At 72.1% G+C, this 14,806-nt stretch carries 13 protein-coding genes and 1 riboswitch; of the genes, 6 read left to right on the top strand and 7 right to left on the bottom strand.

Annotation, left to right across the window (positions count from 1 at the left end; all coding sequences use genetic code 11):
• Positions 1-7 precede the first annotated feature (7 nt).
• The 3 genes from VR894_RS12150 to VR894_RS12140 all read right to left on the bottom strand — a co-directional run bounded on the left by VR894_RS12150 (position 8) and on the right by VR894_RS12140 (position 4,256).
• On the bottom strand, positions 8-1,447 hold the full coding sequence (locus tag VR894_RS12150) for an extracellular solute-binding protein (RefSeq protein ID WP_324651878.1): 1,440 nt from the start codon (positions 1,445-1,447) through the stop codon (positions 8-10).
• Between the two features lie 62 nt (positions 1,448-1,509).
• Positions 1,510-2,985 (bottom strand): NAD-dependent succinate-semialdehyde dehydrogenase, encoded by a 1,476-nt coding sequence (locus VR894_RS12145; protein ID WP_324651876.1) that lies wholly within the window; start codon positions 2,983-2,985, stop codon positions 1,510-1,512.
• Entirely contained in the window at positions 2,982-4,256 is a 1,275-nt protein-coding gene (locus VR894_RS12140) for an iron-containing alcohol dehydrogenase (RefSeq protein WP_324651875.1), read from the bottom strand. The genes VR894_RS12145 and VR894_RS12140 overlap by 4 nt, the downstream gene beginning before the upstream one ends.
• A gap of 170 nt (positions 4,257-4,426) precedes the next feature.
• Here VR894_RS12140 and VR894_RS12135 point away from each other — a divergent pair, with 170 nt between their 5' ends.
• The 3 genes from VR894_RS12135 (at position 4,427) to VR894_RS12125 (ending at position 6,690) form a co-directional block, all read left to right on the top strand.
• Positions 4,427-5,155: a GntR family transcriptional regulator gene (locus VR894_RS12135; protein WP_324651873.1), complete on the top strand. Its 729-nt coding sequence runs from the start codon at positions 4,427-4,429 to the stop codon at positions 5,153-5,155.
• 130 nt (positions 5,156-5,285) lie between these two features.
• Positions 5,286-5,855, top strand: coding sequence for a DJ-1/PfpI family protein (locus VR894_RS12130; RefSeq protein WP_324651870.1), 570 nt, complete (start codon positions 5,286-5,288; stop codon positions 5,853-5,855).
• 22 nt (positions 5,856-5,877) lie between these two features.
• Positions 5,878-6,690, top strand: a complete 813-nt coding sequence (locus VR894_RS12125; RefSeq protein WP_324651869.1) for an alpha/beta hydrolase — start codon at positions 5,878-5,880, stop codon at positions 6,688-6,690.
• Between the two features lie 52 nt (positions 6,691-6,742).
• Here VR894_RS12125 and VR894_RS12120 read toward each other — a convergent pair whose 3' ends face one another.
• The 3 genes from VR894_RS12120 to VR894_RS12110 form a co-directional block, all read right to left on the bottom strand.
• Positions 6,743-7,804 carry an ATP-dependent DNA ligase gene (locus VR894_RS12120; protein ID WP_324651868.1) on the bottom strand — a complete coding sequence of 354 codons (1,062 nt, stop codon included), beginning with the start codon at positions 7,802-7,804 and terminating at the stop codon, positions 6,743-6,745.
• A 112-nt stretch (positions 7,805-7,916) separates the two neighbouring features.
• Entirely contained in the window at positions 7,917-8,741 is an 825-nt protein-coding gene (locus VR894_RS12115) for an SDR family oxidoreductase (protein ID WP_324651866.1), read from the bottom strand.
• Positions 8,738-8,974 carry a hypothetical protein gene (locus tag VR894_RS12110; protein ID WP_324651865.1) on the bottom strand — a complete coding sequence of 79 codons (237 nt, stop codon included), beginning with the start codon at positions 8,972-8,974 and terminating at the stop codon, positions 8,738-8,740. The genes VR894_RS12115 and VR894_RS12110 overlap by 4 nt, the downstream gene beginning before the upstream one ends.
• A 227-nt stretch (positions 8,975-9,201) precedes the next feature.
• On the opposite strand from VR894_RS12110, the gene VR894_RS12105 reads away from it, so the two are divergent.
• Positions 9,202-9,660 carry a DUF4282 domain-containing protein gene (locus VR894_RS12105; protein ID WP_324651863.1) on the top strand — a complete coding sequence of 153 codons (459 nt, stop codon included), beginning with the start codon at positions 9,202-9,204 and terminating at the stop codon, positions 9,658-9,660.
• A 108-nt stretch (positions 9,661-9,768) separates the two neighbouring features.
• Here the strand turns inward: VR894_RS12105 and VR894_RS12100 are convergent, their stop codons facing one another.
• Positions 9,769-10,458, bottom strand: a complete 690-nt coding sequence (locus tag VR894_RS12100; RefSeq protein WP_324651862.1) for an HAD hydrolase-like protein — start codon at positions 10,456-10,458, stop codon at positions 9,769-9,771.
• Between the two features lie 152 nt (positions 10,459-10,610).
• Positions 10,611-10,700: riboswitch (glycine riboswitch) on the top strand.
• Between the two features lie 124 nt (positions 10,701-10,824).
• On the opposite strand from VR894_RS12100, the gene gcvP reads away from it, so the two are divergent.
• Together gcvP and gcvT are read left to right on the top strand one after the other, a co-directional pair.
• Complete coding sequence (gene gcvP, locus VR894_RS12095) at positions 10,825-13,680, top strand: aminomethyl-transferring glycine dehydrogenase (protein WP_324651970.1); 2,856 nt, start codon at positions 10,825-10,827, stop codon at positions 13,678-13,680.
• The gene (gene gcvT, locus VR894_RS12090; RefSeq protein WP_324651860.1) at positions 13,680-14,792 is read left to right on the top strand and encodes a glycine cleavage system aminomethyltransferase GcvT; all 1,113 of its coding nucleotides are present in this window, start codon (positions 13,680-13,682) and stop codon (positions 14,790-14,792) included. Before gcvP ends, gcvT begins: the two co-directional genes overlap by 1 nt.
• Positions 14,793-14,806: the final 14 nt, after the last annotated feature.

The following is a 14,806-nucleotide window of genomic DNA, read 5'->3' as shown; positions in this document are numbered from 1 at the left end:
GCTCACCTCACAGCCCGCCGTCGCCGTCCAGCACCGACTGCTGCTCGCGGGCGATGTCGTCGAGCGCCGTCTCCGGGTCCTTGGCCCCGTTGAGGGCCGCGTTGACGTTGGTGTTCTCGATGTCGATGAGGCGGGCGTACTCGGGCACGTTCCACATGTCCCGCTGCCGCGACACGGAGTCGGCGTAGACCTGGTTGAAGGGTCCGGCGTCGAGGAACTCCGAGGACTCCAGGGCGTCCGTACGCGACGGCACCCCGCCGGCCGCGGCCCACTTCTTCTGGATGTCCTCCTGCTCGAACCACCGCATGAAGTTGAGCGCCTCGGCGACCCGCTCGTCGGGCGCGTAGGCCGAGATGTGCATCCCCATGCCGCCGAGCGGCACGAGGTCGGTCTCCTGCGTCGGCAGGGTGGCGAAGCCGAGCTTCTCGAGGATCTCCTCGCGCGTCTCGCCGAGCACCGTCTGCGCGGGGTCGAGCAGGCCACCGCTCGCCGCGATCCAGTTGAACGCGATGCACGCGTTGCCCTGCGCGACGGCCGCGTTGACCTCGTCGATGAACCAGTTGCCGGAGCCGGGTGCGGTCAGCGGCTTCATCTCGTTGACGAGGATGTCCATCGCCCGCTGCCCGGCCTCGTCGTTGATGACGCCCTCGATCTGGCCCTCCTCCCGGTTCCAGAGGTTGCCGCCGTAGAGGGCGTTCACGGTGTTGTAGGTGACCGCCGCGGCGTCGGAGCCGTTGGCCTGGTGGAAGGCCAGCCCGCTGACGCCCGGGTTGTCCTCCTGGCACTGCCTCGCGACCTCGATCATCTCGTCCCAGGTCTCGGGGGGCTCCTCGCCGATGAGGTCCTTGCGGTAGATCATCGTCCAGGTGTCGCCGAGCAGCGGCAGCCCGTACATGCTGGCGCTCTCGTCTCGCTGGCCCGTCTCGGCCTGGGGGTACTGGCCGTAGGCGGCCAGGAGGTACGGGTCGTACGCGTCGGTCTCGATGTTCTCGTTGATGAAGTCGGTGATGTCGAGGATGTTGCCGTTCGTCACGGCCTCGCCGATGTGCTGCGAGTCGAGGACGGCGATGTCGAAGTCGGTCTGGCGCGCGGCGAACTGGGTGAACATCGCGTCGTGCCAGTTCGCGTTCGGCACGGTGTTGACCGTGACGGTGACGTTCGGCCGCTCCTTGGTGTACTCCTCGTTCGCGAAGTCCTCGAGCAGCTGGGCGGGGGGCCACTCGAACCAGATGAAGCTGAGGTCCAGTGGCTCGTCGGTGAGCTCGGGGATCGTCGCGGGCGCGGCAGGGCCGCCGGCCGCGGCTGCTGCGTCGCCGCCGCCGTCGTTGCCGTCGTCACCGCCGCCGCCACAGGCCGCCAGCGCCAGGACGACCAGTGTGGTCGTCGCCGCCGCCCGCGTCCTGAGGCCGTGGCGAGAGCTCCGTCGGTCTCGCTGTGCGTTGCTCATCAGTTCTCCTGCTTCCTGCATCGGGGGGATGGTGCCGGATGTGTTGGGGGCGTGCGGCGGCGTCACCAGGACGTCGCGATGTACTGGGTCTCCATGAACTCGAGCAGGCCCTCGGTGCTCCCCTCGCGGCCCAAGCCGCTCTGCTTGGTGCCGCCGAAGGGCGCGGCCGGGTCCGAGACGAGCCCACGGTTGAGGCCGACCATGCCGCTCTCGATGCCTTCGGCGAGCCGCAGGCCGCGGCCGAGGTCACCCGTGTAGAGGTAGCTGACGAGTCCGTACTCGGTGTCGTTGACCATCGCCAGCATCTCCTCCTCGCGCTCGAAGCGGACCACCGGGGCCACCGGCCCGAAGATCTCCTCGTGCAGGAGGCGGGCGTCCGGCGGCACGTCGACCAGCACCGTCGGGGGGTAGAAGCAGCCGTCACCGGGCCGCTCGCCGCCCAGGACGGCACGGGCGCCCCGGTCGAGGGCGTCCCGGACGAGCTCGTCGACCTTGCGGACGGCGTCCTCGTTGATGAGCGGACCGCACTGGGTGCTCTCGTCGGAGCCCGGACCGACCCGCACCGCGGCCATCTGCGCGACGAGGCCCTCCACGAAGGTGTCGTGGACGGCGTGGTGCACGAAGAACCTGTTGGCGGCGGTGCACGCCTGGCCGCCGTTGCGCATCTTGGCGACCATCGCGCCCTCGACCGCGGCGTCGACGTCGGCGTCGGCGAGGACGACGAAGGGGGCGTTGCCGCCGAGCTCCATCCCGCACTTGATGACCTGGTCGGCTGCGGTGCGCAGCAGGCGCCGGCCGATCTGCGTCGACCCGGTGAACGAGAGCATGCGCGTCCGGGGGTCGGTGAGCATCGTCTCGACGACGGGACCGGGCCGGGTGGTGGTGACGACGTTGAGCACCCCGGGTGGCAGTCCCGCCTCCTGCAGCAGGGCAGCCACGGCGAGCGCCGTCAGCGGCGTCTCGGTGGCCGGCTTGAGGATCGCGGTGCACCCGGCGGCCAGGGCCGGTGCGATCTTGCGGGTGGCCATCGCCGCAGGGAAGTTCCACGGGGTGATGAGCACGCTGATGCCGACGGGCTGGTGCGTGACCACGAGCCGGTTGGCGCCGCTGGGGGAGCGGCCCACCTGTCCGCGCAGCCGGACACTCTCCTCGCCGTACCAGCGGAAGAACTCGGCGGCATAGGTCACCTCGGACCGCGCGTCCGCCAGCGACTTGCCGTTCTCGAGGCTGATGAGCAGGGCGAGCTCCTCGCTCCTCTCGTGCATCAGCGTGAAGGCACGCTGCAGCAGCTCGGCCCGGGCGCGGGGCGCCGTGGCCGCCCATCCGGCCGCCGCTGCGGCCGCCGCGTCCACCGCCGCCTGCGCGTCACGGACGCCCGCGTCGGCGACCGACGCCAGCACCGCACCGGACGCGGGATCGCGGACGTCGATCCGGTTCCCGTCGGAACCGCGGTGCCAGGCACCGGCGACCAGCAGGTCGGTGGGCACGTCGAGGCCGTCGAGGACCGGACGCATCAACTCGTGCATCGTGATGCTCATCGGGTACCTGCCGTCGTGGTGAGGTCCGGCGAGGCGGACCCGGGGAGGGTCTCTCGCAGGGCCGCTCGGTCGCCGGTGTACGCGGCGCGGACGATCTGCTCGAGCGCGTCGACGTCGAGCGGACGCGGGTTGTTCGCGATGAGCCGCGCGGCTCCCATCGCCTGCTCGGCCGTCCAGCGCAGCCTGTCGGCCGGCAGCACGAGATCCGCCAGCGTGGCGGGGATCCCCACCGAGGCGAGCAGGGCCGCGACCCGGTCGATCGCCTGGTCGGCCAGGTCCTCGTCGGACGCCTCGGCGGACGCACCCATCGCCAGCGCGACGGTGGCCAGCTCCCGGACCCGCACGGGCCGGTTGAACTCCATCACGTAGGGCAGCAGGACCCCGACCCCGATCCCGTGCGGGGTGTGGGTGAGGGCGCCGACCGGGTACTGGATCGCGTGCGCCGCCGCCGTGCCGGCGGTGCCGAGGGCGAAACCGCCGGCGGTGGCCCCGAGCATCATCGACTCCCGGGCACCCATGTCGCTCGGGTCCGACCAGGCACGCTGCAGGCTGCCGGCGATTAGCCGGACGGCCATGAGGGCGAAGGAGTCGGTCAGCTCGTTCTTGCCGACGAAGACGCGCTCGGTCACCAGCTCGGTCGTCACCGGGCGCCGGACCGCGGTGAAGGCCTCGATCCCGTGCGACAGCGCGTCAGCACCCGCGCTCGCCGTGAGGGCGGGCGGGCAGCCGACGGTGAGCTCCGGGTCGCACACGGCTGTGTGCGGGATGAGGTGCGGGCTGGAGATGCCCACCTTGCTCACGCGCTGCGGATCGGTGAGGACGGCCACGGGCGTGACCTCGGACCCGGTCCCAGCGGTGGTCGGCAGGGCCACGACCGGTATCACCGGTCCGGGGACCCGGGACTCGCCGTAGTAGTCCGCCGGCTCACCGCCGTGCGTGAGGATCACGGCCGCCGCCTTGGCGAGGTCCAGGCAGCTTCCTCCGCCCATGCCGATGACGACGTCCGGGGCGGCCGTCCTGGCGAGCTCTGCGCACCGGGTGACCTGGTGCACCGGGACGTCCGGCAGGACCTCGGCGAACACCGTCACGGCCACACCCGCGCGCTCGAGCAGCCCGACGAGCTCGGCGAACTCCTCGGTGGCCCCGAAGCGGGGGTCGGTGCAGACCAGGGCGCGGGAGCCGAGGGCCGCGGTCAGCGTGCCCAGGGCGTGCCGCTGCCCGGCGCCGAAGACGACTTGTCGAGGCCCGCGCAGGACACCGAGCTTGCTCATGGGGACTCCAGGGGGTCGGGGAGAGCCAGCGGGACGGGTACGCCACAATGCGATGAAGATGCTGACGCGCTGGTGTTTTCCGATACGATCCGATTTCGGGTGATCATGGAGCAACGGAGCGGCCGCTGTCAACCGTGAGCGCCGACGAGATGGAAAGAGGGCAGAGCCCCGTGGACGACGAAGCGATGACCGGGCGGGACCGTGGGAGCCACGGTGCGCAACCGAACGGACGACCCGGCAGACGGCTCGCCGACGAGGTGCACGACACGCTGCTCCGCCAGCTCATGTCATCGCGCTTCATGCCGGACTCGCGCGTCACGATCGACGCCCTGGCGCGCGAGCTGGGGGTCTCGCAGACGCCGATCCGGGACGCCCTGAACCGCATGGAGGCGGACGGGCTGGTGGTCCGGGTGCCGCACGCCGGTTACCGGATCCCGCCCTTGATCAGCCGTGAGCGGTTCGACGACATGCTCGAGATCCGTCTGCTGCTGGAACCTGCAGCAGCCCGCCACGCGGCGGAACGGGCCACGACGTCGCAGGTCAGCCATCTGCGGAGGCTGCTCGAGGAGATGGCCGGGCTGGAGGAGGGGGACGGGCCGACGGCCTACGGCGCCTTCGGTCTGCGTGACGCCGCCTTCCACGACCTCGTCGCGCAGAGCGCGGGGAACCAGCTGGTCCGCGAGGCGCTCGCCCGGCTGCACACGCATGTGCACCTGTTCCGACTGGTCTACGACACCCAGGTCACCTACCTCGCCATGGGCGAGCACGACGAGATCCTCGCCGGCATCGCGGCGCGTGACCCCGATCAGGCCGCCTATGCGATGCGCCAGCACATCCTGCTGTCGGGCGACCGGTTCCGGCGACTGTTCGACGACACCAGGCTCGGGGACGCCCGGTAGCCAGGGGCTTGACTGGCGAGGCCCCTACGCGTCATTCTTACTCGTCTGGACCGATCGGATCGGATCCGATCCCCGGTCCCGCTCGGCAGAGTGGGGCCCACACCCAACGTTGAGTGCGAGGAGAGATCACGTGCCCAGAGCGTTGCTCCTGACCGGCGATGCCGCCGAGGAGCTTGACACCATGTACCCCTACTACCGCGTGCAGGAGGGCGGCTGGGAGGTCGACGTCTCGTCGAGGACGATGCGCGACGTGCAGCTCGTCATCCACGAGTTCGACCCCAACTCCGACGCGTACGTCGAGAAGAACGGTCGCAAGCTGCCGGTCGACGTGCCGTGGGAGGACGTCGACGTCGAGCGTTACGACGCCCTCATCATCCCCGGGGGCCGCGCCCCCGAGTGGATCCGGGTGGACGACCATGTACGGCGCATCACCGAGCACTTCTTCGCTCGCAACCTGCCGATCGCCCTGGTGTGCCACGGCGCGCAGGTGCCGGCGGTGTACGGCCTGCTCCAGGGCCGCAGGACGGCCTGCTTCCCGCCCATCACCGGCGACATGGAGAACGCGGGCGCGACGGTGGTCGACGCCCCCGACGTCGTGGACGGCAACCTCGTCTCCTGCCGGGGATGGCCGGACATGCCGCAGTTCGGCCGGGCGATGATGGACCTGTTCGCGAGGTCCGTCGACACCGTCAGCGCCTGATGAGCACGACCGCTGTGGGCCGGTGACGGCGGAACGCACCGTCTCCGTCGACGGCTCGCCAGTCCGGGTGACCGAGGGCGGCACCGGACCGGCGGTGCTGCTCCTGCACGGCTCCGGGCCCGGGACCACCGGGTCCGGAGCCTGGGCCGCGACCATTCGTGCGCTCGCGGGGTCCTGGCACCTGGTGGCCCCCGACCAGGCGGGGTTCGGCGGGACGCCGCTCCCTCCGCGCTCCCGGGGCGGGCTAGGGGTGTGGACGGAGCAGGCCGCCGCGCTGATGGACGCCCTCGGGCACCCGTCGTACGCCGTCGTCGGCCACTCCATGGGCGGTGCCGTCGCCCTGGCGCTGGCGGCGGCGCGCCCCGAGCAGGTCACCCACGTCGTCCCGGTGTCGACCATGGGTGCCCCGGGGGCACCGCTGTCGGCCGAGCTCGACGCGGTGTGGGCCGCCCCCGCCCACGAGGACGGTGCGCGGGAGATGCTGGGCCGCCTGGTGCTGGACCAGTCACTCGTCACGGAGTCGGCGGTCGCGGCCCGGTCCGCAGCGATGCGTGCCGGCGAGGCCGCGTTCGCGACACTGTTCCCGCCGCCCCGGGCACGGTGGGCCGTGGACCTCACCCTGTCGGTGGAGACGCTGGCGGCGGTGCGCGCGCCCGTCCTGCTCGTCCACGGTGCTCAGGACCGCCTCACGCCGCTGCGTCCCGCGGTGCTGCCACTGCTCGACCTCCTCGCCGACGTCCGCCTGCACGTCCTCGGGCGGTGTGGGCACGCGCCGGCGGTCGAGCACCCGGACGACTTTCACCGCCTGCTGTCGGACTTCCTCAGTCAGGACTGACGGCGGCCCTGCGTCCACGAGCACCGTCCGTGAGCCGTGCCTGCCGACCGTCTCAGCGCAGCACGTCGGACAGGTCGAACCGCACCGGCTCCTCGAGCTGCTCGTACGTGCAGGACGCGGGCTCGCGGTCCGGGCGCCAGCGGCGGAACTGGGCGCTGTGGCGGAAGCGGGTGCCCTCCATGTGGTCGTAGGCGACCTCGATGACCCGCTCGGGTCGCAGCGGCACGAAGGAGAGGTCCTTCCCGGCGCTCCAGCGGCTCTGCGCGCCCGGGAGACGGTTCTTCTCGTGGGCGCCGGCGTTCTCCCAGTCGGCCCACGGGTGCTCCTCGCCCTCGACGACGCGCAGCGGCTCCAGCTCGGCGACGAGCTCCTCCCGCCTCCTTGCCGTGAAGGAGGAGGCGACACCGACGTGCTGGAGCCGCCCGGCGTCGTTGTACAGCCCGAGGAGCAGCGAGCCGACCACCGGGCCGCTCTTGTGCCACCGGAAGCCGGCGAGCACGCAGTCCGCGGTGCGCTCGTGCTTCGTCTTGAGCATCACCCGCTTGTTCGGCTGGTAGGGCAGGTCGAGCGGCTTGGAGACGACGCCGTCGAGCCCCGCCCCCTCGAAGAGGTCGAGCCACCGGGTGGCGAGGTCGGTGTCGCGGGTGGCCTGGGTGAGGTGCACCGGCCCCCGTGCGCCGTCGAGCACCTCCTCCAGCCGTGCGCGCCGCTCGGACATCGGCTTGCCCGTGAGGTCCTCGTCCCCGAGGGCGAGAAGGTCGAAGGCGACGAAGGACGCGGGGGTCTCCCCGGCGAGACGCCGGACCCGCGACTCGGCAGGGTGGATGCGTTGGAGGAGGGCCTCGAAGTCGAGGCGGTCCCCGGTCACGATGACGATCTCGCCGTCGACGACGCAGCGCTCGGGAAGCTGCTCGCGCAGGCTCTCGACCAGCTCGGGGAAGTAGCGCGTCATCGGCCGCTCGTTGCGGCTGCCGATCTCGACGTCGTCACCGTCGCGGAAGATGATCGCGCGGAAGCCGTCCCACTTGGGCTCGTAGAGGTAGTCACCCGCGGGGACCTGCTTGACGGACTTCGCGAGCATCGGTGCCACCGGCGGCAGGAGCGGGAGATCCATCCCGCCGACGCTAGCGCCCGCAGATCAGCCACGCGAGGGCATAGCCGTTCGACGCGGCCGCATGGTCGATCCAGTGGGGCACCGGGCAGCGCGGCACGGGCGGCGGGACGGGCTAGGGGCGGCGCCAGTCGTGGCTCGTGAGGTGGGAGCCGGCCTGCGGGCCCATCTGGAGCATCCCGCCGTCCACGGCCCAGGACGCACCGTTGACGTAGCCGGCCTCGGGGCCGCAGAGGAACGCGACCGTCGCGGCGACCTCGCGGGCGTCGCCGGGCCGGGCGACGGGGATGCCGAACCGCTCCTTGTCCTCCAAGACCGACTCGTCCTCCTGGCCGGTCATGGGAGTGGCGATCTCGCCCGGTGCGACGGCGTTGACGGTGATGCCGTGCTCGGCGAGCTCGAGGGCCGCGACCTTGACGAGCAGACCGAGCCCGCCCTTGGCCGCGCAGTAGGGGCCCGCGCCCACGCGTGGGGCGTGCTCGTGGACGCTGGTGATGGCCACGATCCGGCCACCCGTCCCGCCCGCGACCATGTGCCTCGCGGCGGCCTGCAGGCAGCAGAACGCACCGTCGAGGTCGACGGACACCACGTGCCGCCACTCGGTGTAGGCCATGTCGAGCAGCAGGGTCGAGCTGCCGGTGCCGGAGGACATGACGAGTGCGTCCACCCCGCCCATCGCCTCGGCGAGGTCGTCGACGACGGCGCCACCGGTCTGGGGGTCGGTGAGGTCGAGCCGGCGCACGTGCGCCGTCGCGCCCGCTGCCCGGACCTCCTCGGCGGTGCGCTCCACCCCGTCGCGGTCCTGGTGCCAGGTCAGCCCGACCTCCCGGCCCGGCGAGGCGAGCGCGACGGCGCTGGCCTTGCCGATGCCGGAGTCGGCGCCCGTGACGATGACCCGCCGTGGCTCGAACCCGAGCGGGCCGGGTCGTGCCGCGGTCACTGCCCCAGCCGGGCCACGAGGAGCTTCTTGGCGATCTCCGCGCCCTTCTGACTGTCGGCCTGGGCCTTGCGGAAGAGGTCGGCGACCTCGGCGTCGCCGTCCCGCTCGGCGTCGGCGATGAACTGCTCGAGCCGCAGCGCGTTGTCGAGGCACGCCTCGGTGTACCAGATGAGGTTGTAGTTCTTGTCCTTGGTACCGGTCACGTGCCCGGTCTCACCACTGATGTCGGTCATGACGTTTCCCTTCGGTGCGTGCGGATGGTTCAGCGGGAGACGAGCGTGAAGTGCTCCCTTCCCAGCCACGGACGTGGCCGCCTCTCGACGGTAGGTCCGGGTCCCGGTCGCTGCATCCGGAGAGGTGACCGGGGTCACACCGACGCGGGTGGGGCGGTCCGAGGGGCGCTCCGCGGGCTCGGATAGCCTCGCCCTGCCCAGATCCCCTGAGTTCGAAAGGCAGTGTCGTGAGCACCCCTCCGCCCGGTCCGTACCAGCCTCCGCAGCCGCCCTACGGTGAGCAGCCCTCCCAGGGTCAGCCGCAGATGCCTCCGCCCCCGCCCGCCTACCCGCAGGGCGGTCAGCAGTGGGGCTACGGCTCGACCGGCGTGCCCCAGGGCCCGGGCGGGGAGTCGCCGAAGAACTTCTTCGCGGCGCTGTTCGACTGGCGCTTCCACACGCTCATCACGCCCAAGATCGTCAGCTGGGTCTACCTGGCGACGATGATCCTCTCGGGCCTGTACTGGCTGTTCCTCGTCTTCGCCGGTTTCGCGAGCGAGCCTGTCATCGGGGTCCTGGCGCTGATCGTGGGCCCGATCGTGCTCGTCATCAGCCTCGCGTTCTTCCGCATGACCCTCGAGTTCTACTTCGCCGTGGTGCGCATGTCGGACGACATCCACCGCAGCAACCAGCGGGTCGGCAGCTGACCGAACGCCCGGACGGCAGCACCCTGCACCCGGTCGGGTGCAGGGTGCTGCCGTCTGAGGCCCGGGTGGATCGTGGGAGCCGCCCGGAGGAGGCAGCCGACCGGCCGGTCAGCTCAGCAGCTGGGCGAGCTCGCTCACCTCGTGGACGACGGCGTGGGCGCCGTCCTCCTCGCCGGGCCGGGCGTAGCCCCACCGGACGAGGATCGTCGGGAGTCCGTAGATGCCGGCGCCGTCGACGTCGTGGTGGCGGTCGCCGACCATGACCGCTCGCCCGAGGTCCACCCCGGCGTCGCTCAGCCCGGCGAGGGCGTCCGCGACGATGTCGGCCTTGACGGCCCGCGACTCGTCCTCGGAGGCGCCGCACATGACGGTGAAGTACTCCGCGAGCCCCGCGTCCCTGAGGATGACCACGGCCAGCGACTGGCGCTTGGACGTGGCCAGGGCCAGCGGGACCCCGCGGGCGTGGAGCTCGCGGACGAGGTCGGCCATCCCGGGGAAGACGGGCGCCTGGAGCATCCGGTCGTTGTACCGGTCGCGGTAGTCGGAGACGACGGCGTCGAGCTCGTCCTCGGGCACGCCCACGAACGTGCGGAACCCGTCCCGGATCGGCGGACCGACGAAGCGCAGCAGCTCCTCGGGCGTCTGCGCGGGGTAGCCGAAGTGCGCGAGGGTCTCGGCGATGGAGGCCGTGATGACCGGCCCCGAGTCGCTGATCGTGCCGTCGAGGTCGAGCAGCACGGCGGTCGGCCGCATCGGCTGCAGCGCGGTGGGGGCGGGGGTGGGGGCGTGCAGAGTCAATCGTCTTCCTGAGCTCGGGGGCGGGGGATCTGCTCCCAGGATCCCACGGAAGCGCCGGGAGGGACCCATCTGCGGCGAACCGCACACCTCTGGACGGGGCCAGGACGTGTCCGATTCTCGGGTACTGTGACCTGGACAACTCGATACGCCGCTCACCCGTGGCGGGAGAGCCCCGCCTCGAGCGGGCGCCGAAGGAGCAAGTCCTCCCGCAATCTCTCAGGCACCCCCACCGCCACGATCAGGCAACTCTGGAAAGCAGCGCGTCTGCGCTCACCGACGGTGCAAGCGAGCAACGCTCGCGAAATCTCTCAGGTCACCCCACAGAGCGGAGAGGACAGTCCCAGCACCGACCCTGGAGCCGTGTCCATGTCCTCGTCCCGCCCCGCGCCATCGCTCGAGTCCACGTTCGCCGACCGTCACATGGGTCCGCGCGCGTCGGACGCCGCCGCGATGCTCGAGTCCCTCGGTCACGCCGACTGGACCCCGCTGCTGGAGTCGGTACCGCCGAGCATCCGCCAGCGCCGCGTCCTCGACCTCCCCGCGCCCCGCACGGAGCCGGAGGTGCTCGCCCGTCTCCAGCAGCTCGCCGCGACGAACGTCCGGCGCGTCCAGATGATCGGCCAGGGGTACTACGGCACCCACACCCCGCAGGTCATCCAGCGCAACGTGCTGGAGTCCCCGGCCTGGTACACCGCCTACACGCCCTACCAGCCGGAGATCTCCCAGGGCCGGCTCGAGGGCCTGCTCAACTTCCAGACCGCCGTCGCGGACCTCACCGGCCTGCCGGTCGCCAACGCCTCGCTGCTCGACGAGGCCACCGCGGTCGCCGAGGCCGTCCTCCTCATGCAGCGCGCGCAGAAGAAGGACACCGCCGCGACGTTCGTCCTCGACGACGAGCTCCACCCCCAGACCATCGCCGTCACCCGTGCGCGCGCCGAGGCCGTCGGCCTCACCACCGTCGTCGCCGACCTCGACGACGGTCTGCCGGACCTCCCCGACGGCGTCACCGGTCTCGTCCTCCAGCAGCCCGGGACCTCCGGGCAGGTCCGCGACCACGCCGGGCTGATCGCTCAGGCCAAGGAGCGCGGCGCCCTCGTCACCGTCGCCGCCGACCTCCTCGCCCTCACGCTCATCACCCCGCCGGGGGAGCAGGGCGCCGACGTCGCCGTCGGCTCGGCCCAGCGCTTCGGTGTCCCGCTGTTCTTCGGCGGTCCGCACGCCGCCTTCATGGCGGTCCGCGAGGGTCTGGAGCGGCAGCTGCCCGGGCGGCTCGTCGGCGTGTCCAAGGACAGCGACGGCCGCCCCGCGCTCCGGCTGGCCCTGCAGCCCCGCGAGCAGCACATCCGCCGGGAGAAGGCGACGTCCAACATCTGCACGGCGCAGGCGCTGCTCGCCGTCGTCGCCGGCATGTACGCCGTCTACCACGGGCCCGAGGGGCTGCGGGAGATCGCCCGCCACGCGCACGGTGCGGCACGCACCCTTGCTCTGCGCCTCACCGCGGGTGGGGTCGAGGTGCTCCACGACGCGTTCTTCGACACCGTCACCGCCCGCGTCCCCGGGCGGGCGGCAGCCGTCGTCGAGGAGGCCGAGCGGCGGGGTGTCAACCTGCGGCTCGTCGACGAGGATCGTGTCGGGATCTCCTGCGACGAGACGACCACGCCGGACCACCTCACGGAGGTCCTTGCCGCCTTCGGCGTCGGGTCGGCCGAGCCGGGGAGCGGCTACGAGATCCCCGAGCAGCTGCGCAGGACGAGTGACTTCCTTACCCACCCGACCTTCCACGCCCACCGCTCCGAGACGCAGATGATGCGCTATCTGCGGCGGCTGGGGGACCGGGACCTGGCGCTGGACCGCACGATGATCCCGCTCGGCTCGTGCACGATGAAGCTCAACGCGGCCACCGAGATGCAGGCGATGCTCTGGCCGGGCTTCGCCTCGATCCACCCGCTCGCCCCGGACCACCAGACCGAGGGCTGGCGCGAGCTCATCGCCGAGCTGGAGGCCTGGCTCGCGGAGATCACCGGCTACGACCGCGTGTCCATCCAGCCGAACGCCGGCTCCCAGGGTGAGCTCGCCGGCTTGCTCGCGATCCGCGGCTACCACCGCTCCCGTGGCGAGGACGAGCGCACCGTGTGCCTCATCCCCTCCTCGGCGCACGGCACCAACGCGGCCTCGGCCGTGCTCGCCGGCATGCGCGTGGTGACCGTGCGGACCGCCGACGACGGCTCGATCGACGTCGCCGACCTCCGCGCGAAGATCGAGCAGCACGGGGTGCAGCTCGCGGCGATCATGCTCACCTACCCCTCGACCCACGGCGTCTTCGACCCGGAGGTGCGCGAGGTCTGCGAGGCGGTGCACGCCGCGGGCGGTCAGGTCTACATCGACGGCGCGAACCTCAACGCGATGATCGGGCTGGCGCAGCCGGGCGAGTTCGGCGGCGACGTCTCCCACCTCAACCTCCACAAGACCTTCTGCATCCCGCACGGCGGCGGCGGGCCGGGCGTCGGTCCGGTCGCGGTGCGCGAGCACCTCGTCCCCTTCCTCCCGGGGGACGCGGCGGCGGCCGACGACGACGGCGCGGTCCCGGTCTCCGCGACCCGGTACGGCTCGGCCGGGGTGCTGCCCATCTCCTGGGCCTACATCGCCCTCATGGGCGCCGAGGGGCTGGAGGCCGCGACCCGGACCGCACTCCTGTCGGCCAACTACGTCGCCAGGGCGCTGGACCCGTACTTCCCCGTGCTCTACACCGGGACCGACGGCCTCGTCGCCCACGAGTGCATCCTCGACCTGCGCGACCTCACCAAGCGCTCGAAGGTGACCGCCGAGGACGTGGCCAAGCGGCTCATCGACTTCGGCTTCCACGCACCCACGCTCTCCTTCCCGGTCGCGGGCACGCTCATGGTCGAGCCGACCGAGAGCGAGGACGTCGCCGAGCTCGACCGCTTCATCGAGGCGATGGTGACGATCCACGGCGAGATCCAGCAGGTGCTCGACGGCGAGATGGACGTCGCCCAGAGCCCGCTGCGCCGCGCCCCGCACCCGGCGGCGGACGTCGCCACGGACGCGTGGCACCGTGTCTACTCCCGCGACCAGGCCGTCTTCCCGGTGCCCGGGCTGAGGCAGGACAAGTACTTCCCGCCGGTGAGCCGCATCGACAACGCCTACGGGGACCGCAACCTCATGTGCAGCTGCCCGCCGGCCGAGGCCTTCGAGGAGGCGTGATGAGTGACCAGGTGACCGCCCTGCGCGCCGAGCACGAGAGGCTGGGCGCGCGGATGACGAGCTTCGCGGGCTGGCTCATGCCGCTGCAGTACGGCTCCCAGCTGGCCGAGCACCGGGCGGTGCGCGAGTCCGCCGGACTCTTCGACCTCAGCCACATGGGCACCGTGTGGGTGAGCGGGGAGGACGCCGGCGCCTTCCTCGACTTCGCCTTCGTCGGGAGCCTGTCCACGCTGGAGGTGGGCCAGGCGAAGTACACCCTGATGTGCACGCCCGAGGGCGGGATCATCGACGACCTCATCGTCTACCGGGTCGAGCCGGACCGGTACCTCACGGTGCCGAACGCGGCGAACACGGCCGGCGTCCTGGCGGAGCTGGCGGAGCGGTCGACGGGCTTCTCGGTCGAGATCACCGACTCGACCCAGGCGACGGCGCTGCTCGCCGTCCAGGGTCCGCGGGCGGCGGAGATCGTCGGTGGGCTCGCGGCCGAGCCGGTCGGGGACCTGCGCTACTACCGGGCACGCTGGACGACGCTGGCGGGTGTGCGCGTGCTGCTCGCCCGCACCGGGTACACCGGTGAGGACGGCTTCGAGGTCGTGCTGCGTGCCCCGGACGCCGTCGCGCTGTGGCACGAGCTCCTCGCGACCGGCGCCGACGCGGGCCTCGAGCCCGCCGGCCTGGCCGCCCGCGACTCCCTGCGGCTCGAGGCGGCGATGCCGCTGTACGGCAACGAGCTCACCCGGGAGGTGGACCCGTTCACGGTGGGGTTCGGCGGCGTCGTCGGCCTCAGGCGTAAGACCGCCGACTTCGTCGGCCGCCCGGCGCTGGAGCGGATCCGCGAGGCCCACGTCGCCCGCGAGCCGGGCCGGCGCGTGCTGGTCGGGCTCGCGGGCGAGGGGCGCCGCGCGGCCCGCGCCGGCAGCCCGGTGCTGCGCGACGGGCAGGAGATCGGGGTCGTGACGTCGGGGCTGCCCAGCCCCACCCTCGGCCACCCGATCGCGTTGGCCGTGGTCGACGTCGCAGCCGCGGAGGTCGGCACCGCCGTGGAGGCCGACGTGCGCGGCAGGTCCGAACCCCTCACCGTCGTCGAGCGCCCGTTCTACCGTCGTCCCTGACCCAACCCGAGGAG

The organism is Georgenia sp. H159 (genome assembly GCF_035607575.1).
GTDB lineage: Bacteria > Actinomycetota > Actinomycetes > Actinomycetales > Actinomycetaceae > Oceanitalea.
The sequence above is the reverse complement of the archived record's forward strand: the minus strand, read 5'-3'. Positions and strand labels throughout refer to the sequence as shown.